Here is a 23599-nt window from a genome sequence, read left to right on the forward strand (position 1 = left end):
GTGACACTCGTGTTGCATGACGAAGGTGGAACGGGACAACCGATTCTGTTGTTGCACGGCCTCATGGGCAGCTCCCGAACGTGGAGTCGCCATGTGCCGTGGATCCGCGAGTTCGGCCACGTCTACACCTTCGACGCCGCCGGTCACGGCAGGCCGGCGCCGTCAGAGCTGACTACCGAGGCATTCGTCGAGGACCTGACATCAGCCGTTACTTCCATCGAAGGTCCGATGATCGTGATCGGTCATTCGATGGGGGCTCTGCACGCGTGGTGCTTCGCCGCTGCGCATCCCGAAAAGGTGTGTGCGCTGGTCCTCGAAGACATGGCCCCGGACTTTCGCGGACGCACCGCAGCGGATTGGGCGCAGATGATTTCGGCGTGGCCGCAACCGTTCGCTACCGAGGATGCGATGAAGGAATTCTTCGGCCCCGTCGCCGGCCAGTACTTTCTCGATTCCTTCGACCACCGCGATGACGGGTGGTACTTGCACGGTGACGTGTCGACCTTCCGCGATATCTCGGAGGAGTGGGGCACGCGACACTTCTGGGATCAGTGGAAGGCCATCGAGGCACCGACATTGCTGATCGAGGGGGAGTTCACGATCACCCCCGAAGGACAGATGCGAGAGATGGCCGAGCGGCCGAAGACCCGGTACGTACGTATTGCCGACGCAGGTCACCTGGTTCACGACGATCAACCGCAGCGTTACCGCGACGTCGTGACGGAATTCCTTCAGATGGTGAGCTGACTGCGGATCGACGAGCCCACCTGCTCCAGTTCGACGGCTCGTCTGGCCAGAAGTCCGGCAGCGAACTTCGCCTTGTCGCCGCGATGGCGGGGGACGACGTGCAGGTGCGAGTGGAACACGGTCTGGCCCGCGGCGCGACCGTCGTTGACCAGGAAGTTGACGCCGTCTGCGGCGATGTCGCAGCGGCGTAGAGCACGGGCGATGAGCGTTCCGACGCGGAACATCTCTGCGCCCTCATGGCTTTCGAGAGCATCGAGGTTTTCTGCATGACGCTTGGGGACCACCAGAGTGTGTCCGCGACTCACCGGTCGGGCGTCGAGAAATGCGAGAGTCGTCTCGCTCTCGTGAACGAGAATCGCCGGCTCGGTCAGTGCGACGATCTTGCAGAAGACGCAGGTATCGGTGCTCATGTCTACAGAATGTAGTCCGAATCAGATCCGACCCGGGACTACAGCAGGCGCAGTTGACGTGCCTTCGTGACCGCTTCGTTTCGATTGTGTACGTCGAGCTTCTTGTAGAGAGTGCGTAGTTGAGTCTTGACGGTGTTGACGGACACGTACAGTTTGTCCGCCATCGCGGCCGACCCCATTCCGAGTGCCAGGAGTGAGAGGACCTTCTGTTCGCGTTCGGTCAGCTCCACGATGTGCACGAACTCCGGAAATGATTCAGCTCGAGGAATTTTCGCGAACTCGGCGAGTACTCGCGAATTCGACTTCGCCATCGATTCGAGTTTCTCGACGTTCGCCGATGCGATGGTCGCGAACGAACGCAGAAGTCCGGTTTGGTCGGCGATACTGCACGCTCTGGACCATTCCTGAGCGGCGAGGCGTGGCTCACCCATTTCGGAGTGTGCAACCGCCTGCACCAGAAGCGATTCCATCTGTGCGCGTGGATACGATTCGCCAGACCAGTCGAACTGGTGACACAGCGCCACGGCGGCTTCGTTCTGGCCGATCCGCTGGCGTAAACGTGCCACCGACGCGAGCGTCCACGGGTTGGCTGCAGGATCGGTGATCTCGTTGGCCAGCGCTGCTGCCTTGTTTCCCTCGCCGAGTGCAAGCAGGAGGTCGATCTCGGCGGATTGCAACAGAGGAAGCGCGAAAGACGTGTCCGTGTACTGCATGGAATGCGCTTCAATCGCATTGTGGAGCAACGACAGAGCGGAAGATGCAGTGCCCTGAGCCAGGGCGAATTGGCTGTGCGCATAGACGACGAACGCCCACAGTTCCTCGGTGTCGGACGGAACGCCGAGTTCGGTCAATGCGATACGTGCGTCATCGAAGTCGAGCGTGTCGAGAGCGGTGAGAGCCCGTGCCGTCAAGCCGGCGATCTTGACCACGGGTTCGAGCCAACCTCCGGGGTCCGGATGCTTCTGCTCGAGTTCGAACCAGTGTGTGGCCTGTCGCGGCTCACCTGCCAGCGCCCAGTTCAGTGCGGCACTGCCCGCGGAGTTGCGAGCGATGAAGTCGACTCCTCGAGACAGCGCGCCGTGGTAGGCCATTCGAGCTTTGATCGTGGATTCGGTGAGCCTACCGCTCAATTGAAAATTGATCGCCCATTGAAGTCGCATGAGGGGGAGCTGTGCGCTGACGGATTCCGGGTTGTTCTCCAGCGCACTACGACTGACGTGAGACAGGCGCCTGGTGGTCTCTGCCGCGAGTCCGTACTCGCCAGCCATCCTGAGCATGATCGATTGGACGCAGCCGATGCTCAGGGCGTCTTTCGCTCCGGCCTCGGCGCCGAGTTTCCACAGTTCGGCGGGCGATTCGGGCAGCGAGTCGACTACACCCGCGCGCTTGCCCGGATGCATGGTGAACAGGGCGCGGCCGGCTTGGACAGCGGAGTGTTTGTCGGCAGCTTCCACCGGAATCCGTTGAAGTGCAGAGCGAACCGTGTCCAAGCTGCTCACGATCATCGTCACCCAATGTTGTTCGACGATGTCTACTGCCAGCGTCCAATTCTGTGCCTCGATCGCGTAGTCCAACGCCGACGCGTGATGACCGACGTCGAGTCGATTGAGGGCAAGGAATGAAAGATGTTGCGAAGGTTCGATTCCAGTGCGGGTGTGGCGCGTGAGTAATGATTGCCGAATGGCTGGTGACAATTCCCAGGTTTCGTCGGCCTCGCTTTCCACGCGCGACAGCAATCCGGCAGTCTCCAGGGTCACCAGTCGCGCCCGAATTTCACGAACGGTCTCTGCGGCATCATGGTGCCGGGACTCGAACAGGACTGCGGCGATGTCGACGGTGATCGATCGAGCAAAGGCGGTCGCGAGCAGGAACTCGTGTTGCTTCACGCGCTTGGCGATGGCGAGGACGGAACCCGTGACGTAGTCGTCTATCGCCATCGCGATGTTCTCTTCGATGACCTGCCGGCGGTTGTCGCCGCCTGGGACCTTTTCGACTGCGGCAACGGCGGCGCGGACCAGCGCGGGAAGCCCACCAGTCAAAGATGTGATTCTCTCTGCATCACCCGCAGCCCTATGGGCGTCTGTCTGTTCCAGGAGGTGGGCGGTATCGGCTGTCGTGAACAACAACTCGCCCGCGCCGACGACCTCATGATCTGTGTCGAGAAGGTACGGCTCGGAGAACATGCCGAAGCCTGAGAGCGTCACTACTAGGTCAAGATTGTGGCAGCGAGTGAGGAGTTCGATCAATTGATTGTCCAACTCCGGTTCCGGTACCAGATCCGGCCTTGTCAAAACGAGCAGCACGGGGTGGGGCAGATCGTTCAAGGATTTGGTGATCGCGGTGAAAGGATCGGCGAGATCACCGGCGTCGGGTAATGCTATCCCGGCGGCGTGAATTCTCTCCAGGACCAGTGCCCAGAAGGTTGCGAGTGTCGATGAAGGAGGTGGCGCCGAGACCCACACCAGAATTCGTTCGGACGCCAGATTGGCGCGTAGCCACGACGCGATCAACGACGATTTTCCGTAGCCGTTCGGTGCGCGGACGATGGTCAGAGCGGCGCGGCGGTCGAGTTTCGCGAACAGAGCCTGCCGGGGAATCGACACGGCGATCGTGCGTCTTTCGGGAATAGCTGCCCAGTCGTGGCCGTCCATCCCGAACATCAACGCGGACCCCTTCTGCTTGCGCGCCCGGCGGTAAATGGAGATTTTGGGCGAATTGTCTCGATCCATCTATCTACAGGGAGGAGCGTAGCTGGTGCGAATCCAGAGCGTGCCATCCCGGGTAATTCACCCGGGACTTCACCCTGGGTGAGAGAAGTTCACCCACACAATCATGCCTTCACCATTGGCTTTCGAGTCCCTCGACCGACTTCTATTGAACGTAGCTCGGGATTCGCCAAATGCGGCCGAGAGTGCCCGCTGGGGGCCCGAGAGTCAGACATCGAAGGAGCGTCGTGAGAACTCGTCTGTCAGAGGTGTGGTCGATGGCCGATACGGTCGGACTCCGACCGAGTGCGTGGCGCCTAGCAGTGCGAGGCATCGGCGTAGTTGTCGTAACCGGAGCTCTGGTGGTCGGGGCTACTGCGCTCGGCGTGCTCCCGATGCAGTCGGATGTTCGATTGGCAGCCGAAGGAGAGTTCGCTCCCTTTACTGTCGAGTTGACGGCGATCGACGGTGCACCGCCCTTCGATCCCACTGACGGCCCGGGGCTCGATTCCGGACCATCGAACGGCATTGTCCGAGAAGGTGATCCGGTGACGTACGTCGTCGACATCGGTGTTCGAGGCAAACCGCTCTCGGACGTGGTGGTGCAACTTCCGGTGCCTCGAGGTTTCACGCTGCCGTCCGTGCCGGACTACTGCGGAGACGGCTCGGGCGTCGACGAGGTCGGGTTACTGTGCCTGGTGGGGGATCTGGGCGCGGATCGATACTTCACGCGAACTGCGACGATGACTGCGGGAAAGGCGACGACTGCGGGAAACCGGGAAGCTGCCGACGGTCCACCGATAGCGGCAGTGGTCTCTGCTGATCGCGGTGCGGTGCGCGTGCGGTCAGGCGACGTTCTCGTACGAGTATCGACCACTCCGGGAGAATGTGATCCACAAGGGAATTCTGTCGACGGTCAGACGGTCCAGGGAAATCCGGTTTCGGCGAACGGGCAGATCTCGGGTCTGGTGACGTCGGAAATCTCGGAGGCAGTGGCGATCGACGGTATCGATCAATGCGGGCACGCGATAGCACGGACGGTAAACCCGTTCGAAGGTCGCTTCTCGTTTGTCGGACTCCTGCCGGGGGCGTATCGCGTTACGGTCGACGGCCGAGCGCCGGTGGACGTCGTGCTGGAACCAGGCGTAATGGCGGTCAGTGGCCTGACGTTCTGATACAGCTTCGCAATGATGGCAACACCCGTAACAGTCAATGGAGGATCCAGTGCGTGAAAGCCTGGGCGTTGCATTCGAAAACAGTTCCATTTCAACAGCTCTCGTAGATGCCGACACGCCCCTGCTCGGCTCGATCGACGAGTTCCGTCACCCGTGGGGCGCGGACGGGACTGTTCCCTCTGCGCAGGCGTCAGCACGCGCGCTCGCCTCCGCCGCTGAGGTCGCCACCGGCCGTGCCCTGCGTTCGAATCTGTACCCCACCGTCGTCGGAGTGATGTGCGAGCGTGCGGACGTGCGCGAACTTGTCCCGGATTTGTTGTCTTCCAGCATTTTCGAGAAAGTCGAGTTGGTCAACGGTCTGGACGCTCGCCTTGCCTACCTACGGACCGTGGACGCACTGAACGGTGTTTCGCCGATCCTCGCATTCTGGCCGGACGGCAGTGAGACAGTGATCGCTGCGATTGATCCGAGTGCCGGCGTCGTGGACTCGGCGCACCGTTACGACACCGCCGAGTTGCTTGCAGACAGCTCGACATTTGCTGCGACTTTGGATCTGCTCGTCGCCGAACAAGACCCAGCTCCGAAGATGCTCGTCGCGACGCTTGTGAATGGAGAGGCCAGGAGGCCCTCCGCCGAAGCCGCTGAACTGGCCGGGCTCGGCGTCCTGTTTCTCAGCGAGCGCACACAACTGGCGATAGGCGCTGCGCTGGTAGCGGCTGCGAGGGGAAATGAAGTTCGGTCCGGCGTGGCTGTTCAGCCCGTCAACAGGATCCGGTGGGCGGCGGCAATAGTACTGCCGCTTCTGCTCATGCTGACGGGATTGCTGATCGCTCTCTCTCCAGACGGGTTGCGCGAGGTGTCCACTGATAGCTCGAACGTCGGCGCCGAGCCGGCGACCTCGACCAACGGCCCACCGCCCGGCGCCGCCCTACCGATTCTGACTCTCTCGCCCTGCGACCCGGCTGTACCCGTCGTTCCTGCTGCACTTCGGCGTTCGGATCCTGAAGTCGCACCACCCCAGACCGCCGAACCCGCAGCAGCATGCGACCCGATGCGAGTCGGTTAAGCCGTACCCTCTCCCGCCAGCGCGAACAGGCCGTCATCGGTCTGCTCGACCAGTCCGTCGACCAGCAGGGAATGCAATGCTCGGTCACGCTGACCAGGATCGGTCGGCCAGACGATGTCCAGTTGCGCGCGTTCGACCGGACGGTGACTCTCGCGCAGAACGGCCATCAATTTTCCACGTACCTGGCGGTCGGTGCCGGCGAACTTCTGCACTTTCTTGGGTGGTCCGGTGTGTGCCGGTTTCCCTGACGCGACCCACGCGCAGTTCGGCAACGGGCAGTTTTCGCAGTTCGGTGTCCGCGCCGTGCAGATCAGTGCGCCGAGTTCCATGAGAGCTGCGCTGTAGGTGGCGGCGCGCGCTCGCGCCTTCGGCAGCAGCGCCGCGACGTCGGCGAGGTCGCGCGTGTTGGAGGGCTTGCCAGGTTCCGCATTGCCATGGACGGCCCGCGCAACCACGCGTCGTACGTTGGTGTCCACTACCGGTACTCGCTGTCCGTAGGCGAAGCACGCTACGGCGCGGGCGGTGTACGAACCGATTCCCGGCAGTGAGAGCAGGATGTCGACGTCTTCTGGCACTACGTCACCGTGCTCGGCAGCCAGGACGCCGGCGCATTCGTGGAGGCGTAACGCGCGTCGTGGGTAACCGAGTTTGCCCCACGCGCGAAGCACTTCTGCCTGACTGGACGCTGCCATCGCCGACGGAACCGGCCAGCGCGCTACCCACTCTTCCCAGATGGGCGCAACGCGCACCACCGGAGTCTGCTGGAGCATGATCTCGCTCATCAAGATCTGCCAGGCACTGACGCCCTCACGTCGCCACGGCAGGTCACGGGCCGTATCGGAGTACCACTTCAGCAGCACCGAAGATTCCACTGCCACCGCTACCGACACACTCCTCGAACTTGCGCTCCCGGCCGACGAAGGACACGTCGACTTGTGGAGGCCACTTTATCGGCAGGCGCCGACACGGTTGCGTGCCGATACGGCCGCTTGCTGATGGCAGGCCTCCCGATCACAACAACTGCACGTTGCTCAGTTTCCACTCGCCGTCTTCGCGGACCAGCGAGAGTTGCATGCGGTTGCGGTCGATCCTCGGATCGGGGGAGTTGGTGTTGGTGATCGTTTGATCGAGGAAAACGAGTACTTCGGCGTTGTCGCGGTCACTGCTCGCCAGCCCGGCTGAGATGATCTGGGCGGACGAGGTCGCTTGATACTGCACGATCATGTTCTGCAGGTTGGCTGCCACCTGGGCGTATTGGCCGGCGAACTCACCGACGGAGTTGTCGCGCACCACGGAGAGATTCTGATCGAGATTCTCGAAGTTGTATGTCGCGAGGTCGGTGGCGAATTGCCGTCCGCTCTCCAGTGCGCTCGTGCGGGCGTCGTCGTCGACGGATTTCTGCCAGGTCGCGAATGTGCCCCATCCGAGTGCAGCGACGACGACCAGGACGCCGGCAGCGATCAGCATGCTCTGCTTGCGAAGGCGTGTGGGCTTGTCGACGATTGTGGGTGTCTGGGGTTGGGGTGTCTGGGGTTGGGGTGTCTGGGGTTGGGGTGTCTGGGGTTCGGATGGCTCGGTCATTGCGTTCCTTGTACTAGTAGTGCGGCAAACGAGTTGTCGCCGAGAACGGTGTTCTGACCACCGTTGAGGCCCAGACGAATCGATGTTCCGTCACCCGTAGCGACCGTGCCGACGGCAGGATCGTATTCACCGACCCCGTCGATCGTTCCGGCGTCGATTGTGCCGGTTCCGGTGGGGATGTTCTGCGAACCGCGGTTCTGGATCCGGCCGGATTGGTCGGTGCAGTGTTGGTTCTTGTCGATTGTGGTCGGTGAGGTGTCCTGTACCGATCGCCGGGGCGTGTCGTAGATGCAGACCGGCCCGAGTGCAGTGATCAGATCAAGTTGTGCGCGTCCGTCTTTGACGATACTTCCGAACTTTTCGAAACCTTTCGGTACCACCACCAACAGGGCGTCGACGGCGGGCATCCGTGCCGTGACGATCTGCGTGGAGACGAGGGAATTGGCCAACAGCAGACTGAACGGTTCACGGCTCTGCTCGATGAGAGGCAGTATCTGATTGTCGAGGATGCTCGGGCTTCGATCGAGGAGTGTGCGCAGTTGCGGATCGGAGTTTCGTACCTGATCTGTCAATTGGCGAAGTGTGAGTGCAACTTCGGGAAGAGCATCGACGTTGTCTTCGTTCGCGGCGAAGAGTGAACGCGAATTCTGTACGAGTGTGTTGACTTGCGGTTGATCGGCTCGGACAGTGCGCGCGAGTACGTCGAAGTTGTCGACGAGAGCCTGCAGATCCGGACCAGATCCGTTCAGTCCCTCACCGAGTTCGTGCGAGAGGGTCCGCAGGTCTGCCGGATCGACGGTGTCGGCGGCAGCGTTGAAGTTAGCGATGACGGTTCCCAACGCGACCGGGATCGACGTGCGCTCAGCCGGAACCACCGAACCTTCGGCGAGGTACGGGCCGCCGTCGGTCTGGGAGGACAACTGAACTTTCAGTACCGGAACTGCGGTGTCCTGGCTGATGGCCGCATGGGAATCGTCGGGGATCTGTTGGTCGGCGGCGATGCTCAACGTCATCACGACGAGGTCCCGCGCGGAGTCCACCTGCACCGACTCGACGTCGCCGACGGTGACTCCGCGGTAGGCCACCTCCGAACCTGGTGCAATTCCGGCCGCGTTCTCCAATTCGACGGTGACCGGGAAGGTTCCGGTGAACGGATCTCCGGCACCTACTTGCCGGAGCACGTACGTCGTGCTGATCACCGCGATGAGGAGGAAGGCCACGATCTCGAAATAGACGGTTCGGTTCTTCATCGCGCGCCTCCTTGCAGGGGTGTCGTGATCGGCAGGTCCCGGTCGGAGGCCGGCAGAGGTGGCAGTGGCGGTGCGGCACCGGGAATGATCTCGTTGAGCACTCCGGTCACGGTTCCCTCGAGATCGACGTCGAGGTCGATGTTCACGTAGTCACCCGGGCTGGCGCGTTCGAGGAGCACTCTCGCGTTGTCCAGGTTGGCCATCGTCTCACCCAGTGTCGGGCCCATCGCCGAGAACTGGTCGAGGATGGGTGAGAGTCGATCGGTGATGTCGGAAATCTGGTCGGCCGACTGATCGAGTACGGAATTGGTTGCGGTACTGAGCCTGTCGGTCTCATCGAGAAGATCCAGCAGTGGTTGTCGTTGGTCGGAGACAACACCCAAGGCGGGGGTGAGTGCGCGCAACCCTTCGTCGATGGTGGCGCTCTCGTCACCGATCAGAGTGCTGAGCCGATTCAGTGAGTCCAGGGCCGAGTTGATCGATTCCTTTCGGTTTTCGAGGGTTCCGAGAAAACCATCGAGGCGCGCAAGCAGATCGCGGATCGTCTCGTCCCTGCCGTCGAGAATCTGATCAGCCTCGCTGACGATGTTCTTGACCTGAGCCAACCCACTGCCGTTCAACAGAGTTCCGACGGCGCCGAGTAGTTGTGCGACGTCGGGCCCGCGCACGGTCTCCGATCGCTTGATGGTGGAACCTGGTTCGAGGACGGGGCCGGTCGCATCGGCCGGAACTTCGAGGTTGACGAAGGCATCGCCGATCGGGGTGGACAGCTCGATTCGGGCGCGGGTGCCGATGGGTAGTTCGATGCCGGACTCGATGTCGGTATGTACGACGGCGGCAAAGGCTTCCGCGCTCATCGAGGTGACTTTGCCGACCACAGCCTGCCCGATCCGTACCTCGCCGCCGACGGGAAGTAGTGACGCGTCGACGAATTCCATGTTCAACGGGTACGACTGTCCTGGCAGTCCGCGACCGAGGGGGAGGTGCTGGAAGTTGAGACTGCACCCGGTCAAGGGTGCTGCGATGACAAGTGCCACAACAATGCTCGCCACGGACCTGTTCGACGCCATCAGTTGCCTCCACCGAGGATGCGTGCCAACTCGGAACTGCCTGCGGAAGGAAATTCGATGGGATTGACGATTCCCGGCCCGGTGCACAGTGGAATCGGCATCTTCTCGCACAGTGCTCGTGTCGTGTCGAACTGTGAGAGATCGGTGGCGATGTCCAAGCGGCCGCGTGCTCTGCCGTCTTCGGTGACGAGGTTGGCGACGTTCTCGAATCCCGTTGGTGCCGTTTCGATGATCTCGCGCAGTTGGTCCTGCTTGGTCGCGACTGCTCCGGTCAACTGTGCGAGCGCACCCAGGTCGGCGGTGACTGTCTCGCCGTGTTCGGCGAGTAGCGCCGCGACCTGTCCGAGCAACGTGGTCAGGGAATCGAGCGCCCCGCTGATGTCTTCGCGTTGTTCACTGAACGCGCGGGCGGTCACTGTCACCGAGTTCGACAGCGAATCGACCTGGGTCTGGTTGTCCGCGATCAACTGCACAAGGGTGTTCAGGTTCTTCACCAGCTCGGAGATGTCAGGACTTGCACCCGCGAGCACCGAACTTGCCTGTGAGATGGACTGCACGGCATCGTGAAATGCTTGTCCGTTGCCGTCCACCGCGTGGGCGCCTTCGCCGATGAGGTCACCGATCCCACCGCCGTCGGCGCCAGGGCCGAGCGCGACCGTCAGTTCGTTCACCGAAGCAGTGAGCTGGTCCCACGTCAGAGGGGAGTGAGTGCGTTCGAGAGGGATCACCGCGCCGTTGGTGAGGAACTCACCGTCTTCGTAGCCGGGGCCGAGTTCGATTGTGCGGTCACTGATGACCGAGGGAGAGAGGACCCAGGCCTGCGCGTCGGCTGGCACGCGTGTTCCGGGTGGCAGGCTCAGTGTCACCCGTACCCGGGACCCGTCCGGCGTGACGCTCTCGACTCTCCCGCTGGGAACTCCCAGAATTGTCACCGTGTTGCCGGTGAAGATGGCATCGGTGGAGGTGAATTCGGCAGTGAGAGTGAGTCGGTGCTCGTCACGCGTGAGGAACAGGACCGCACCGATCGCGCAGATCACTATTGCGGCCAGCGCAGCGAGTTTCTTGACGGTCATGGTCATCGGCACCCCTGAACAAGCCTTACGACGCACAACCAGTTGTCCGGGATGAGCGTGGAGGGTGAGTTGAGATCGAGCCAGTTGCCGTTTCCGGTCGCGTTGGTGACGTAGCGGACGCTGGGCGCGAAGTTGTCGAGCAGCGTGGTCAGTGATTGTTCGTTCTCGGACAGAACTCCCGTCACATCGTGGATGTCTCCCATGACCGCGTCGACCAAAGCCTGGTTGTCACCGAGGAACTGGGCAATGGTGGTGCTCAACTGATTCAGGTCTTGCACGAGGGCATTCAATACGTCCCGCCGGTCAGCGATCGTGGCCATCACCAGATCTGCATTTCCCAGAAGGGTGTGCAGAGTGTCCTTCTGCTCGATCAGGGTTGTGGTGGTCTGCTGTGCCCCGGTGAGAAGGGAGCGGAGTGCATTGTCGTTGTCGTTGACGACCCCGGAGAGTGCGTCGATTCCCTCGAGTGAGCGGCGGATCAGTTCGGGATCGTTCGGTGAGTTGTCGGAGACCACGGTCAGCATGTTTCGCAGTTGTTGCAGATCAAGGTTTTCCGACGTGGATTGTGCGCTGCGTCCGAGATCGTCGAGAGTGAACGGAACACTGGTGTTCGTGATGGGGATGGTCGAACCTGCGGGCAACGAGCGCGATCCGTTCGGAGTGATGTCGAGCGAGCGTCGGCCGAGCAGAGTCGAGATCTTGATGTCCGCGCGCGAGTCTTCGCCGAGGCTGACGCCGTCGTCGAGACGGAAAGTGACGTCAACGGAGTTGCCGCTGACCGCCAACGACGTGACTACCCCGCTCGGAACTCCTGCGACGTTGACCGGATCGTCCTGCGTCAACCCGGTGGCGTTGGCAAATACGGCGTGATACTCGTTGGTTTTGACCTTCAAGATCAGTTGAGGGACAACAAGTGCGGCCAGAACGACACCGACTCCGACGAGAATGCAGATGATTCCGTTGCGGACCGGGTTCTTGACGGTGAGCCAGTTCATCGACACACCGCCGAGCGCTCGGGACCACCCAGTGCCACTGATTGGCCCAATGCGCTGAGTTGGAAGTTGCAGATGTAGATGTTCGCCCAACTGCCGTAGCTCATTGCGATTCCCAACTGAGTGAACAGTTGATCGAAGGCGGTGATACCTGTCGCGAGCGAGTCGCGATTGTCGACGACGGCGCGGGCTGACTGATCGATGGAGGTCAGTGTGCCTGCCAAGTCAGGTTCGACCCGCGTGACCAAGTCCTGAAGGGAAGAGGTCAGGGCACCTGCGGAATCCACTGCCGCCGAGATCTGTCGGCGGTCCTGCGCCAAGCCGCCGACCAGTGTGTCGAGGGTGTTGATCATCTCGACGAAGTTGGGTCGATTCGTCGTGGTGACGGTGAGTACCCGGTCGAGGTTGGTCAGTAACTGGTCCAGGATCGTGTCGCGGGACGTCAAGTTCTCGGTGACGGCAACGGTGCGCTCGAGCAGGCTTTCGATGGTGGAACCTTGTCCTTGGAATACCTGGACGACGTGTCCGGCAAGCTCGTTGACTTCTGCGGGGTCGAGTGCGTCGAACAGTGGACGGAAGCCGCCGAGGATGTCGGTGAGGTCGATCGCCGGCTGAGTCTGTTCCACCGGAATGGTGGCCCCGGGGGAGAGGTAGTTGCCGGTTGCGCGTTCGCCTTGTCTGCGCTCGCCCTGTCCTGATTCGATCGAAATCGTCCGTGCCCCCAACAGATCCGCATACCTCACCACTGCTCGACCGTCGGCCGGAATGCGTTGTGTGGATTCGAGTTCGAAACCGACGACGGCTTGGTTGTTCACCAACTCGACGCTCTCGACGCGCCCGACTCGGACCCCGGCGATCTGTACGTCGCTGCCCGTGACCAGACCGGAGGCATTGACGAAGACGGCCTGGTACTGCGAACTCGGCCCGGAGACGGGGTTGATCAGGGTGCTCACCACGATCACGGTGGCGAGAATCGACAGTGCGGCAAACACTCCGAATCTGATCAGAGACTTCTTCACGCTCATTCGCCCACCACCGTCGTCCCACGAAGTACCGGCCCGGCCACCAGAGTGTCCAACGCTGTACCGCCCTGAGTGAGAGCTGCGATCAGCGACTGTTCGACGGGACTGCCGACCGGTCCGACGGTTCCACCGAACGGGGCAGCGGCGGCAGGGCAGTTGGGGCCGCGGGCCGCGTCGTATTGTGGGCAGTCGGTTTTGCCGTACGGATACAGATCTGTGACAGACAGCCGCAGGTCGGTGCTGAGCCATGGGCCGTGCGCCAACGCCGGCGGAAGTTTGATCGTGAGATTGCGCAGGCCGGTGTAGAAGGTGGTGATGTGGTCGGGTCGTGAAGTGATTGCGCCGGTGAGGGAATCGGCGTCGTCGATCACGGTGATCATGCGGTCACGATTGTCGCCGATCACGGTCGCAGCAGCAGAACCCGTGCTGGTACCGGCTCGCAGAAGCGCCGCTAGTCCGTCGGATTTGTCGACGACGGTTTTGGATGTGGTGATGGAGTTCTCGAATGCGGCGAGCATGTCCGGCGCGCTCGTCGAGAGACTGTCGGCGAGGGTCGCTATGTCGTCGAGGTCGTCACCGAGCCCGTCGATGACCGGCTGCGCACCGACCAACGCGTGGTGAACTGAATCGAGAGATTCACCGATCTGGTTTCCCTTGCCGCTCATCGCGTCCGAGACTGCCGTGAGCGCGACGTTGATGTCGGCGGGGTCGAGGGAAGAAACGAGCGAGTAGATCCGCGAGATCGATTGGTAGAGCTGGACCGCGACCTCGGACTGATCCGATACCAACTCCGTGCCCGGCGCGAGGGCAGGGCCACGGGAGAGTCCGTCGGGTTGAATCAGGTCTACGAAGAAGTCGCCGAAGATGTTGCGGGGCATCAGCCGCACCTGACTTGTCGACGGTATGTCCTCGAACGCACCCTCGTCGATTGCGAGTGAGACGGTGGAAGCGGTGGTGCCAGGCTCGATGTCGGCTACCGTGCCGACGACGACGCCGCGGTACTGAACCGAGGATCCGACTCGCAGCGCACCGGCGGCGGCGGGGACGACAGCGCTGACCTGAGGTGTGGAACCTAACGTGTCCGTGCCCCTGCTGAAGAGGAAGACGTAGGCGACGATCAGCACGGCAACGGCCAGTACACCCCTCAGTGCCAGCGCAATTCGACTGGTGCCCGTGACGATCATCCGGTCAACCCGGGTACCTGAGGTTTGAGTCCCCACAGCGCAATGGTCATCGCGACGTCGGTGAAGGCAAGGAAGACGATGCTGGTGCGCAACGCTCGCCCGGCGGCTCGTCCGACGCCTTCGGGGCCGCCTGTGGCGGTGTAACCGTAGTAGCAGTGCACGAGTGTGACCACGACCGCGAACACCATGACTTTTATCAGGGAAAGCCAGATGTCGTTGGGGGAGAGGAAAAGACTGAAGTAATACCCGTACGTTCCCTCGGACTGGCCTTTGACCCGGATCACCGCAAGCGCCGTTGCCATGTACGAGGCAAACAGGCCGACGAGGTACAGCGGGACCACCGCGATGAGCGCAGCGATCATTCGTGTGGTGACCAGATACCGCAGTGAGGGAATCGCCATGACCTCGAGTGCGTCGATTTCCTCGGAGATTCGCATGGCGCCGAGTTGCGCGGTGAATCCGGTTCCGACTTTGGCTGCCAAGGTGATTGCGGCAACGAGCGGTGCGACCTCGCGAGTGTTCGCGATGGCGGACATCACCCCCGACAGTGGAGCGAGGCCGACGAGGTTGAGCCCGCGGTAGCCCTCGAGGCCGATCTGGGAACCGGCGAAGAACGAGATCGCGAAGATGACGACGACGCTGCCGCCGCCGGCGAGCAGGGTGCCCGAACCGAATGCCACCTGTGCGACCAGACGGGCCACTTCACGCCAGTAGCGCTGCAGGGTTGCCGGAATCGAGGTGATCACGCGCGCGTGGAACGTGAACTGATCGCCGAGTCGACTCAATCCGTCGACGGTCCGCGAACTGACCCGCTTGGCACGAAGTGCGATGGGAAGGTGCATCAATAGGCACCTTTCACCGAGACGAACAGCGGGTAGAACTGGGTGATCGCGAGGTTGGCGACAAACACGAGGACAAACGAGAGCACCACGGTCTCGTTGACGGCATCCCCGACGCCTTGGGCTCCACGCTTGACGGTCAAGCCCTTGTAGCAGGCCACGATTCCCGAGATGAGAGCAAAGGCAACGGCTTTGATACCGGAGACGACGAAGTCGCTGGGTTGACTGAATTGGACGAGATTGCGTAGGAAGCTCTGTGCGTTGCCGTCGAGTATCAGGACGTGAACGAAGAGGCTTGCACCCAAACCGATTACGAGGACTATCGAATTCAGGAGGAGGCAGACGACGGCGATCGCGATCATGCGGGGCACGACCAGGCGTTCGAGCACGGGTAGACCCAGCACTTCGAGTGCGTCGATTTCTTCGCGGATCGTTCGTGCTCCCAAGTCGGCGCAGATCGCGGAACCGCCGACGCCCGCAATGATCAGGGCGCACACCAGAGGTCCGGCCTGTCCGATGATGAGGAACGCGACGACGGCACCGCTGTACGCACCCGCGCCGATTTGATCTGCCAGCGCACCGATCTGCAGTGCTACTCCCACACCGAGGGGAATCATCACCAGAGCAGACGCGACCGAGGTGACGTGGGCGAGAAACCACATCTGGTCGAGCGCTTCACGCCAGGCGAGGCGCCTGCGTCGCAGGGTCGTGACCGCAGCAACGCACACGCGAACGGTAAAGGTGAACAGCAGGCCGATCTCGGACAGCAGGTTCGAGAACATATTCGTCTTGGCAGGGGAGGCGGGTGTTGTGTCTGCGGTTGTTCCAACCTCGGGGTCGTCTCCGGTTGTTTCAACTTCGGTGCTCACGCCATCCCCCTTTCCGGCCGAATCGTTCTGGTCGGGTTTCTTCGGTCACACTCGCAAGCTCGAAGTGCTCCAGGTCACGTTCGGAGACGGTATCAGGAAACTGACTCTGAAGTAAGTTCCAATTCGGCTGCTTCATCACAAGGTGTGAATGTCGACGCGGAACTTTCGTTTGCGTCTACGCAACCTTCCCGGCGAGAGTCCGAAATGCTTCGGGTGCACAATGAGTGAATGCCACGATCAAGCCCCATTTCCGCTTGGAAGTCCCTTCGCGAAGGCAACGAGCGATTTGTCAACGACGCATCCATCCATCCCAGCCAGGGAATCGCGGACCGCGCGAAACTCGTCGACGGGCAGCACCCCACAGCGGTTCTGTTCGGTTGTGGTGATTCGCGCGTAGCCGCAGAGATCATTTTCGACCAGGGCCTCGGCGACATGTTCGTTGTGCGCACGGCGGGTCACGTACTCGACGATTCGGTTCTCGGTTCGATCGAGTACGCCGTTCACGTGCTCAACGTGCCGCTCATCGTCGTCCTCGGGCACGACGGTTGCGGTGCCGTCAAGGCAACGCTCGACGCCCTGGACAAGGGCGCAGTTCCCGATGGATTCATCCGCAGTGTGGTCGAGCGTGTTGCTCCGTCCATCCTGATGGGCCGCAACGAAGGTTTGTCCACCGTCGACGAACTCGAAGGCCGTCACGTCGTGGAGACCGGCTCGTTGATCATGCAGAGGTCCCGGATCATCGCCGACAAGGTGGACAAGGGTGCGTGCGCGATCGTCGGCGTCACGTACACGTTGTCCGACGGTCACATGCGAGTTCAGGGCGCTGTCGGCGACATCGGCGAGACCGCCGAGGGATAGATCTTCCGGGGCAGTGATAGCTGGCACCGGACAATGGGTACCGACACGCCGCCTCAGCTGACGGTTAGTGGACCCCGCGCCAACTACCGTTGAGTCCGTGTTGGAACCGAATGGACCACTGCCCCCTGAGATCTACTGGCGTCGCCGGGCGCTGGCCATCGGTGCTGCCGTTATTGCGCTGGCATTGATCATCTGGGCGGCGTCCGCCCTCTTTGGCGGTGGAAGTGATACCCCGGAGGCCGATTCGGCCGCTGCGAGTTCCTCGCTGACAACAGATGTCTCCTTCACCCCCAACCCTTCCGGATCCAACGCACCGGACGGTGGCGGTGGTTCGGGTGGCGGCGCTGCCGGTGGGTCGGGTGGCTCGGGGTCGCAGGCTTCGGGGTCGTCGTCGTCGTCTTCGTCGTCTTCGTCGACCACCGGGGCCCCGGTCCCGGCTGGTCAGTGCGCCGACTCGTCGCTGGCAGTCAAGGCAACCGCAGACAAGGCGACCTTTGCTCCCGGCGAAGAGCCGTCGTTCACGATCGTCATCACCAACATCGGTTCGGCACCCTGCGATCGAGATCTGGCGGGCGGCCTTCAACAGGTGCTCGTCTACAGCATCGACGGCAAGACCCGTCTGTGGTCCAACGTCGACTGCTACCCGCAGCCCGCTGCCGACGTGCGCAATCTCGCTCCGGGTGAGCAAGCCGCGTTCAAGGTCGCCTGGTCGGCCACGACGTCGAACCCCGAGTGCGCGACCGCGCAGAACCCCGAGCGCAATCCGGTGGGCGCAGGCGCGTACACGGTTGTCGGTCAGCTCGGCGCATTGCGAAGCTCCCCGGAGCCGTTCAACATCGCGTGAGAGCGAGCAAGCGGCGAACGGGTTGGCTAGTTGAACGATCCGGTGATCGACGTCTCCGCGAGCCGGGACAGTCCCTCACGGATGTGACGGGCCCACAGCCCGCCGATGCCCTCGACCGACTGCAGATCGGCGGCTGTAGCGGCCAGCAGCGACTGGAGAGTGCCGAAGGATCCGACCAACCGGTGGATCTGATGGAACTGCAATCGAGGTACACGCATCAGTACGCGATATCCGCGAGGAGTCATCGGGGTGTCGAGGGCTTCGATCGTGCCCGGATATCCGAGAACACGCGCAAGCGTCGTGAGGTCGAGTAGGTCGGCGTCGGTGACGCGATCGAGTGCGACGAGGACGTTGTCCATCGCCGCGGTGCCGATGGGTTCGGGGCCGGCAAGGTAATCCCGAACGATCAGTTGACGTGCAATGTCGTTGTCCCCGACCAGTTCTTCGAGCTGCAGTGCCAACTGGCGACCGTCGGTGCCGAGCTCGAGGACATCCTGCTCGATCTCGATCGACACACGGCGAACCATTTCGAGTCGCTGTACGACGGTCAACGCGTCGCGCAGGGTCACAAAATCCTCGATCTCGACGACCGACAGTTGCCGTGTCACTTCGTCGAGGCGCGCTTTGTATCGTTCGAGCGTCGCGACGGCCTGGTTGGCGCGCGAAAGTATGGTGGCCGAGCCGTCGATGACGTGCCGGATCCCGCCGACGTACACACTGACGATCGACATCGACTGACTGACCGACACCACGGGATAGCCGGTTTGAATCGCCGTGCGCTCGGCGGCACGGTGCCGGGTGCCGGATTCGACGGTGGGAATCTTGTGATCGGGAACGAGTTGGACGTTGGCGCGCACGATGCGTGTGCCGTCCGTCGAGAGGACAACCGCGCCGTCCATCTTCGACAACTCGCGCAATCGGGTCGGGGCGAACTCCACGTCGAGATTGAATCCGCCGTCACACAGCGCTTCCATCTCTTCGTCGTATCCGAGGACGATCAGCGCGCCGGTACGACCGCGAAGAATGCGCTCGAGCCCGTCTCGCAAAGCGGTACCCGGCGCCAACCTGGCGATGGTCTCTCGCAATGCCGACGACGACTGTGTGTCCGCCATCGCACTGATCATTGAGAAACTCCCTGCTGAGGTCGATGTCACTTCGGTCGGGTCCGATGCCTGTGCCGGACTGATTCCCGTTTAGATTACCTATCCATGAGTAGTACCTGGACCCTGCCTGACGACCTGACCCTCCCGGAGCCGGCCGAATTCTTTCCGGCCGCCGGCGAGAAGCTGCCTCAGCACTGGTCGAAATGCTTCGGCTGCGGCGACGACCAGCCTGCGGGAATGGCGATGAGTTTCAGGGCCGGTGACGGGCTGGAAGTGACCGGCCGTCTGGAGGTCGCCAAGAAGTATCAGGGCGGTCCGGGAGTCATTCACGGCGGCATTTTGTCGACGGCCTTCGACGAGGCTCAGGGCATGGCATGCATGGCTCTCGGCTCGCCTGTGGTGACTGGGCACCTCGAGATCGACTTCGCCCGACCGATTCCGTTGGGATCGGTGCTCGAGTTTCGGGCTCGCATCGACGGTGTAGTGCGTCGCAAGGTCTACACCAGCGCGGAAGCGGTCATCGTCGAAGGCCCGACAGCAGATCCGGACGCGGTAGTGGGAACGTCCCGAGGACTGTTCCTGACCATCACCCCGGAACACTTCGCCAAGACCAAGGAGTTCGTGGACGGCGAACCTACTTCCCCGTTCGGCACCTCGTCGGTCTGAAGCGGTAGTCGTCCGCAGGCCGGTCACTTCACCGGCGTGAGCTTGGGGCGAGCCGGAGCTTGCTTGCCGCCCATCAATCCGGCATAAGCCAACGCCTCGGCTAAATTCGCGACTTCGTTGACGCGCATGCCGGGAATGTTGGGGCCTGAATCGACCGGAACGATCGCGCTGGTGAATCCCAACCGGGCAGCTTCGATCAGGCGTCGGTTCACGCCTGCAACTCGCCGAACTTCCCCGGCGAGTCCGACCTCGCCGAGGATGACGAGCCCCTTGGGAACGGGTTTGGCCTTCACCGCCGAGGCGACAGCGATGGCTAGAGCCAGATCTGCGCCCGGCTCGGTCATCCGCATTCCGCCCACGGTCGCGGCGTAGACGTCGGCCTTCGAGATCGACACGCCGACGCGGCGCTCCAACACGGCCAGAACCATGGCCACGCGGGCGGTGTCCAGCCCGCTGACGGCACGGCGAGGTGTCGGCAGGGGTGTGGTGGCGACGAGGGCTTGAACTTCACCGAGCAGAGGACGCTTACCGTCCATCATCACGGTGACGGCAGTACCTTCCACGGCTTCTTCACGGTGATGCAGGAAAAGACCGGACGGATCGCTGATTTCGTTGATGCCCTGCTCGCTCAGTTCGAAGCAGCCCACTTCGTCGGCCGCGCCGAACCTGTTCTTGACGCCGCGGACCATGCGCAGGGTGGAGTGCTTGTCACCTTCGAAGTGCAGGACCACGTCCACGAGATGCTCGAGCGAGCGTGGGCCGGCGACGGCGCCGTCCTTGGTGACGTGGCCGATCAGAAGCACCGGGATTCCACTTGCCTTGGCCAAGGAGGTCAGGGCGCTGGTCACGGCTTTGACCTGAGTCACGCCGCCGACGACTCCGTCGACGTCGGCAGCAAGCATGGTTTGCACCGAGTCGACGATGACCAGGGTGGGCTTGACCTGCTCGACGTGGCCGAGGATGGTCGCGAGATCGGATTCCGCTGCCAGGTACATCCGCTCGTGGACCGAGTTGGTGCGATCTGCCCGCAGTCGAACCTGACCGGCCGACTCCTCGCCCGTGACGTACAACGCTCGATCATCCGCGCTGCGCATCGCCCAGCGGTAGACGACCTCGAGAAGTAGCGTCGATTTTCCGACACCGGGCTCTCCCGCGAGCAGAACTACGGAACCCGGAACGACACCACCACCGAGGACGCGGTCCAGTTCGCCGATTCCGGTGGGCTTGGCCTGCGTCGAGGTGCTGTCGATCTGTGTCAACGGGGTGGCCGGCGTCGTGGGTAGTACGGCGCTTGACCCCGCTTTCGCGAGTGAAGCGCCGGCGCGACTGGCGACGGGTGCCACGACGGCGACCTCGGTCATCGAGCCCCACGAGTCGCAGTCCGGACATCTACCGACCCATTTGGGCACTACCGACTGGCATTCGGAGCATCGGTAGTTCGATTTCACTTTGGCCACCGGGACAGACTAGAGGCGGGGTCCGACATGGACCCCGCCTCTAGTGCGATGCTGAAATTGTTCTGCGAGGCGCAGTGTGCGCCTTGGTGTTTCGGGGCTCAGTGCCCAGCTTCTGCAACGTCGGGCGACTTGTCCGACTCGTTGCGCTCGAGCTGCGGGCCGGCATCGACAGGCACGTCGATGGTGACCGAACCGGCCTTCTCGAACTTGAAGGTGATCGGGACGGTCAAGCCCGGGCGAACGCCTGCCTTGATGTCCTGCAGAACGACGAGAGTGAGCGCAGCGGGTGCGTCGTCGTTCTCTTCGTTGTTCTTGATCTGGGTCTCGGCCTCGGTCGCGGTGCCCTCGCCGGCGGGCAACTGACCTGCCTGCAGTGACGTCTGCGGCTTGATCGTCAAGCCGCCGACCTCTTCACCTGCGATGACGCGTGCTGCGTAATCGGTGGTGATACTGACGAGCTTGTCCGTGGTCTCGGCGCTGTCGTTCACGATGGTGAACGCGAGCACGGCGTTGCCGCCCGGCTCGATGCTGTATTCCTCGGACGAGGGGTAAGCGATGTGCACGTTGCGCAGTGCGATCTCACCGAGGTTGGCGGTGTTGCCGTTCACGGCGGCCTGCTGGACGGCGGTCTGGCTCACCTGTCCGGAACCGCAAGCGGACAGCGCGATGGCTGCGCCTGCAGCCAGTGCAATGGCGGTAGCGACTCGACGAGTCGGCTTACGGATAGCAGTCACGATTTGTCCTCCACGGCGTCAGGTTCGCACTCCACTAGGCAGAGTAGTAGATAAGGTCCCGCAGGCTGGCCGTCGGGTCGCCACAACGGTTGTCTGCGTGGGCTTTCAGTCGGTTACACAGGGGTGCTCCAGACCAGTTGAATGCACGTACAACAAGCCCTGTCAACCCCTACGCTCGAGCAAGGACGCCCCTGACCTGCACAGTTGATGAGTGGTCGGTTCTTTCACGTGTTAAACTAGTGGAATCGAAAGGGGCACGGGACACATGATTTTCAAGGTCGGAGACACCGTCGTATACCCCCATCACGGTGCGGCGCTGATCGAAGCTATCGAAACCCGCACCATCAAGGGTGAGCAGAGAGAGTACCTGGTTCTGAAGGTCGCTCAAGGCGATCTCACAGTACGGGTTCCTGCAGACAACGCAGAGTACGTCGGAGTTCGTGACGTGGTCGGCCAAGAAGGCCTCGACAAGGTTTTCCAGGTTCTGCGAGCACCGCACACCGAAGAGCCCACCAACTGGTCTCGTCGATACAAGGCAAATCTCGAGAAGCTTGCCTCAGGTGACGTGAACAAGGTTGCAGAAGTTGTTCGTGACCTGTGGCGTCGTGAGCAGGACCGTGGACTTTCCGCTGGTGAGAAGCGCATGCTCGCCAAGGCTCGTCAGATTCTCGTCGGAGAGCTCGCGCTCGCCGAGGGTACTGACACCGAGAAGGCAGATACCATTCTCGACGAGGTCCTCGCGGCCGCGTCCTGACGGTAATACAACAAAGCTGACAGTGGCAGTAGTAGCCCTGGTACCTGCTGCAGGTCGGGGAGTGCGTTTGGGTGAGAAATTGCCCAAGGCATTCGTCGAACTCGGTGGGTGCACCATGCTTGCACGCGCGGTCGATGGACTCCGGAAATCCGGAGCGATCGACCGCGTTGTTGTCATTGTGCCGCCTGAACTGGTCGAATCCGTCGTGGCCGACCTCGGTCGTGCGGCGGACGTCGAAGTCGTCGGTGGTGGCGCCGAAAGGACCGATTCGGTTCGAGCCGGTCTCAGTGCTGCCGGTAATGCGGATTTTGTACTCGTGCACGACGCCGCGCGGGCATTGACGCCCCCGGCGCTGATCGCGCGCGTCGTCGAAACTCTCCAGGCCGGCAGCTCCGCGGTCATTCCGGTACTTCCGGTTACCGACACGATCAAGTCGGTCGACGTACTCGGCGCAGTCACCGGTACGCCTCTGCGTTCGGAGTTGCGTGCGGTTCAAACTCCTCAGGGCTTTTCCACCGACGTCCTGCGGAGTGCGTACGCCGCCGGTGATGTCGCCGCGACCGACGATGCCGCTCTGGTCGAGCGTCTCGGTGTTTCGGTGCAGACGATTCCCGGCGACGCTCTCGCCTTCAAGATCACCACTCCGCTCGACCTCGTCCTTGCGCGGGCGCTCCTGATCTCGGAGACAGAGTTGAGTGCGGACTCACGGAACGGAAATTAGATGCGCGTCGGTCTCGGCACGGATGTCCATCCCATCGAGGTCGGCCGACCTTGCTGGATGGCGGGGTTGCTGTTCGAGGAAGCAGACGGGTGCTCAGGGCATTCGGACGGCGACGTCGCCGTCCACGCGCTCTGTGACGCGTTGCTCTCCGCGGCGGGCCTCGGTGACCTCGGTTCGGTTTTCGGCACCGGCAGGCCCGAATGGGACGGCGTGAGCGGCGCTCGAATGCTGGCCGAGGTTCGCCGAATGCTCGAAGAGAACCAGTTCACCGTCGGCAACGCAGCAGTGCAGGTCATCGGTAACCGTCCGAAGATCGGGCCGCGACGCGACGAGGCGCAGAGGGTGCTCTCGGACATCCTCGGCGCCCCTGTTTCGGTGTCCGCGACCACCACGGACGGCCTCGGCTTGACCGGTCGCGGCGAGGGGATCGCCGCCATGGCCACCGCGTTGGTCATGACAACCGAACACGACAGGTAAGA

The 23599-nt window shown here is 62.3% G+C and carries 24 protein-coding genes; 9 read left to right on the forward strand and 15 right to left on the reverse strand.

What is annotated here, in order from left to right; all coding sequences use genetic code 11:
• The first annotated feature begins 9 nt into the window (after positions 1–9).
• A complete protein-coding gene (locus QM716_RS26235) occupies positions 10–747 on the forward strand; it encodes an alpha/beta fold hydrolase (RefSeq protein WP_283307120.1) in 738 nt (245 codons plus the stop codon).
• Here the strand turns inward: QM716_RS26235 and QM716_RS26240 are convergent.
• Both QM716_RS26240 and QM716_RS26245 read right to left on the reverse strand, forming a co-directional pair.
• Positions 732–1157, reverse strand: a complete 426-nt coding sequence (locus QM716_RS26240; RefSeq protein WP_283307121.1) for an HIT family protein — start codon at positions 1155–1157, stop codon at positions 732–734. The two genes, QM716_RS26235 and QM716_RS26240, sit on opposite strands and share 16 nt — an antisense overlap.
• Before the next feature lie 38 nt (positions 1158–1195).
• The gene (locus QM716_RS26245) at positions 1196–3886 is read right to left on the reverse strand and encodes a LuxR C-terminal-related transcriptional regulator (protein WP_283307123.1); all 2691 of its coding nucleotides are present in this window, start codon (positions 3884–3886) and stop codon (positions 1196–1198) included.
• Between the two features lie 224 nt (positions 3887–4110).
• On the opposite strand from QM716_RS26245, the gene QM716_RS26250 reads away from it, so the two are divergent.
• A complete protein-coding gene (locus QM716_RS26250) occupies positions 4111–5037 on the forward strand; it encodes a hypothetical protein (RefSeq protein ID WP_283307124.1) in 927 nt (308 codons plus the stop codon).
• Between the two features lie 49 nt (positions 5038–5086).
• Entirely contained in the window at positions 5087–6103 is a 1017-nt protein-coding gene (locus tag QM716_RS26255; protein WP_283307126.1) for a hypothetical protein, read from the forward strand.
• Here the strand turns inward: QM716_RS26255 and QM716_RS26260 are convergent.
• The 10 genes from QM716_RS26260 to QM716_RS26305 all read right to left on the reverse strand — a co-directional run bounded on the left by QM716_RS26260 (position 6100) and on the right by QM716_RS26305 (position 15983).
• Entirely contained in the window at positions 6100–6981 is an 882-nt protein-coding gene (locus tag QM716_RS26260) for an HhH-GPD family protein (RefSeq protein WP_283307127.1), read from the reverse strand. The genes QM716_RS26255 and QM716_RS26260 overlap by 4 nt on opposite strands.
• A gap of 133 nt (positions 6982–7114) precedes the next feature.
• Entirely contained in the window at positions 7115–7684 is a 570-nt protein-coding gene (locus tag QM716_RS26265) for an Rv1363c family protein (RefSeq protein WP_283307128.1), read from the reverse strand.
• Positions 7681–8934 carry an MlaD family protein gene (locus QM716_RS26270; RefSeq protein ID WP_283307129.1) on the reverse strand — a complete coding sequence of 418 codons (1254 nt, stop codon included), beginning with the start codon at positions 8932–8934 and terminating at the stop codon, positions 7681–7683. Before QM716_RS26270 ends, QM716_RS26265 begins: the two co-directional genes overlap by 4 nt.
• Positions 8931–10004, reverse strand: coding sequence for an MCE family protein (locus tag QM716_RS26275; RefSeq protein WP_283307130.1), 1074 nt, complete (start codon positions 10002–10004; stop codon positions 8931–8933). Before QM716_RS26275 ends, QM716_RS26270 begins: the two co-directional genes overlap by 4 nt.
• The gene (locus tag QM716_RS26280; protein WP_283307131.1) at positions 10004–11077 is read right to left on the reverse strand and encodes an MCE family protein; all 1074 of its coding nucleotides are present in this window, start codon (positions 11075–11077) and stop codon (positions 10004–10006) included. Before QM716_RS26280 ends, QM716_RS26275 begins: the two co-directional genes overlap by 1 nt.
• Before the next feature lie 2 nt (positions 11078–11079).
• Positions 11080–12072 carry an MCE family protein gene (locus QM716_RS26285; RefSeq protein WP_283307132.1) on the reverse strand — a complete coding sequence of 331 codons (993 nt, stop codon included), beginning with the start codon at positions 12070–12072 and terminating at the stop codon, positions 11080–11082.
• A complete protein-coding gene (locus QM716_RS26290) occupies positions 12069–13094 on the reverse strand; it encodes an MCE family protein (protein ID WP_283307133.1) in 1026 nt (341 codons plus the stop codon). The genes QM716_RS26285 and QM716_RS26290 overlap by 4 nt, the downstream gene beginning before the upstream one ends.
• A complete protein-coding gene (locus QM716_RS26295; RefSeq protein ID WP_283307134.1) occupies positions 13091–14275 on the reverse strand; it encodes an MCE family protein in 1185 nt (394 codons plus the stop codon). The genes QM716_RS26290 and QM716_RS26295 overlap by 4 nt, the downstream gene beginning before the upstream one ends.
• Positions 14272–15117, reverse strand: a complete 846-nt coding sequence (locus QM716_RS26300; protein WP_283307136.1) for an MlaE family ABC transporter permease — start codon at positions 15115–15117, stop codon at positions 14272–14274. The genes QM716_RS26295 and QM716_RS26300 overlap by 4 nt, the downstream gene beginning before the upstream one ends.
• The gene (locus QM716_RS26305; protein WP_283307137.1) at positions 15117–15983 is read right to left on the reverse strand and encodes an MlaE family ABC transporter permease; all 867 of its coding nucleotides are present in this window, start codon (positions 15981–15983) and stop codon (positions 15117–15119) included. The genes QM716_RS26300 and QM716_RS26305 overlap by 1 nt, the downstream gene beginning before the upstream one ends.
• A 228-nt stretch (positions 15984–16211) precedes the next feature.
• Between QM716_RS26305 and QM716_RS26310 the strand changes: the two genes are divergently transcribed.
• On the forward strand, positions 16212–16841 hold the full coding sequence (locus QM716_RS26310) for a carbonic anhydrase (RefSeq protein WP_283307139.1): 630 nt from the start codon (positions 16212–16214) through the stop codon (positions 16839–16841).
• A 97-nt stretch (positions 16842–16938) separates the two neighbouring features.
• Complete coding sequence (locus tag QM716_RS26315) at positions 16939–17685, forward strand: DUF4232 domain-containing protein (protein ID WP_283307140.1); 747 nt, start codon at positions 16939–16941, stop codon at positions 17683–17685.
• A gap of 26 nt (positions 17686–17711) precedes the next feature.
• On the opposite strand, the gene disA is transcribed toward QM716_RS26315, so the two are convergent.
• Positions 17712–18797 (reverse strand): DNA integrity scanning diadenylate cyclase DisA, encoded by a 1086-nt coding sequence (disA, locus tag QM716_RS26320; RefSeq protein ID WP_024487741.1) that lies wholly within the window; start codon positions 18795–18797, stop codon positions 17712–17714.
• A 96-nt stretch (positions 18798–18893) separates the two neighbouring features.
• Between disA and QM716_RS26325 the strand changes: the two genes are divergently transcribed.
• Positions 18894–19454, forward strand: a complete 561-nt coding sequence (locus tag QM716_RS26325) for a PaaI family thioesterase (RefSeq protein ID WP_283307141.1) — start codon at positions 18894–18896, stop codon at positions 19452–19454.
• A 23-nt stretch (positions 19455–19477) separates the two neighbouring features.
• Here the strand turns inward: QM716_RS26325 and radA are convergent, their stop codons facing one another.
• A complete protein-coding gene (radA, locus tag QM716_RS26330; protein ID WP_283307142.1) occupies positions 19478–20911 on the reverse strand; it encodes a DNA repair protein RadA in 1434 nt (477 codons plus the stop codon).
• Between the two features lie 98 nt (positions 20912–21009).
• The gene (locus QM716_RS26335; protein WP_283307143.1) at positions 21010–21645 is read right to left on the reverse strand and encodes a copper chaperone PCu(A)C domain-containing protein; all 636 of its coding nucleotides are present in this window, start codon (positions 21643–21645) and stop codon (positions 21010–21012) included.
• A 265-nt stretch (positions 21646–21910) separates the two neighbouring features.
• Here QM716_RS26335 and carD point away from each other — a divergent pair, with 265 nt between their 5' ends.
• The 3 genes from carD to ispF are packed head-to-tail and all read left to right on the forward strand — an operon-like array spanning position 21911 to position 23597.
• A complete protein-coding gene (gene carD, locus QM716_RS26340; RefSeq protein WP_230816687.1) occupies positions 21911–22399 on the forward strand; it encodes a CarD family transcriptional regulator in 489 nt (162 codons plus the stop codon).
• Positions 22400–22421: 22 nt separating this feature from the next.
• The gene (gene ispD / locus QM716_RS26345; protein ID WP_283307144.1) at positions 22422–23120 is read left to right on the forward strand and encodes a 2-C-methyl-D-erythritol 4-phosphate cytidylyltransferase; all 699 of its coding nucleotides are present in this window, start codon (positions 22422–22424) and stop codon (positions 23118–23120) included.
• The gene (gene ispF, locus QM716_RS26350; protein WP_283307146.1) at positions 23121–23597 is read left to right on the forward strand and encodes a 2-C-methyl-D-erythritol 2,4-cyclodiphosphate synthase; all 477 of its coding nucleotides are present in this window, start codon (positions 23121–23123) and stop codon (positions 23595–23597) included. It abuts the gene before it with no gap.
• Positions 23598–23599 lie beyond the last annotated feature (2 nt).

This window comes from Rhodococcus sp. IEGM 1409 (genome assembly GCF_030056735.1).
Classification (GTDB): domain Bacteria; phylum Actinomycetota; class Actinomycetes; order Mycobacteriales; family Mycobacteriaceae; genus Rhodococcus_F.

What these genes read in the sequence shown, in the direction of transcription:
- QM716_RS26265 (WP_283307128.1), bottom strand. Translation starts at nt 7,684, where the DNA reads ATGACCGAGCCATCCGAACCCCAGACACCCCAACCCCAGACACCCCAA.
- QM716_RS26280 (WP_283307131.1), bottom strand. Translation starts at nt 11,077, where the DNA reads ATGACCGTCAAGAAACTCGCTGCGCTGGCCGCAATAGTGATCTGCGCG.
- QM716_RS26240 (WP_283307121.1), bottom strand. Translation starts at nt 1,157, where the DNA reads ATGAGCACCGATACCTGCGTCTTCTGCAAGATCGTCGCACTGACCGAG.
- QM716_RS26300 (WP_283307136.1), bottom strand. Translation starts at nt 15,117, where the DNA reads ATGCACCTTCCCATCGCACTTCGTGCCAAGCGGGTCAGTTCGCGGACC.
- QM716_RS26290 (WP_283307133.1), bottom strand. Translation starts at nt 13,094, where the DNA reads ATGAGCGTGAAGAAGTCTCTGATCAGATTCGGAGTGTTTGCCGCACTG.
- carD (WP_230816687.1), top strand. Translation starts at nt 21,911, where the DNA reads ATGATTTTCAAGGTCGGAGACACCGTCGTATACCCCCATCACGGTGCG.
- disA (WP_024487741.1), bottom strand. Translation starts at nt 18,797, where the DNA reads ATGGCGGACACACAGTCGTCGTCGGCATTGCGAGAGACCATCGCCAGG.
- QM716_RS26325 (WP_283307141.1), top strand. Translation starts at nt 18,894, where the DNA reads ATGAGTAGTACCTGGACCCTGCCTGACGACCTGACCCTCCCGGAGCCG.
- QM716_RS26270 (WP_283307129.1), bottom strand. Translation starts at nt 8,934, where the DNA reads ATGAAGAACCGAACCGTCTATTTCGAGATCGTGGCCTTCCTCCTCATC.
- QM716_RS26275 (WP_283307130.1), bottom strand. Translation starts at nt 10,004, where the DNA reads ATGGCGTCGAACAGGTCCGTGGCGAGCATTGTTGTGGCACTTGTCATC.
- ispF (WP_283307146.1), top strand. Translation starts at nt 23,121, where the DNA reads ATGCGCGTCGGTCTCGGCACGGATGTCCATCCCATCGAGGTCGGCCGA.
- QM716_RS26285 (WP_283307132.1), bottom strand. Translation starts at nt 12,072, where the DNA reads ATGAACTGGCTCACCGTCAAGAACCCGGTCCGCAACGGAATCATCTGC.
- QM716_RS26310 (WP_283307139.1), top strand. Translation starts at nt 16,212, where the DNA reads ATGCCACGATCAAGCCCCATTTCCGCTTGGAAGTCCCTTCGCGAAGGC.
- QM716_RS26295 (WP_283307134.1), bottom strand. Translation starts at nt 14,275, where the DNA reads ATGATCGTCACGGGCACCAGTCGAATTGCGCTGGCACTGAGGGGTGTA.
- QM716_RS26245 (WP_283307123.1), bottom strand. Translation starts at nt 3,886, where the DNA reads ATGGATCGAGACAATTCGCCCAAAATCTCCATTTACCGCCGGGCGCGC.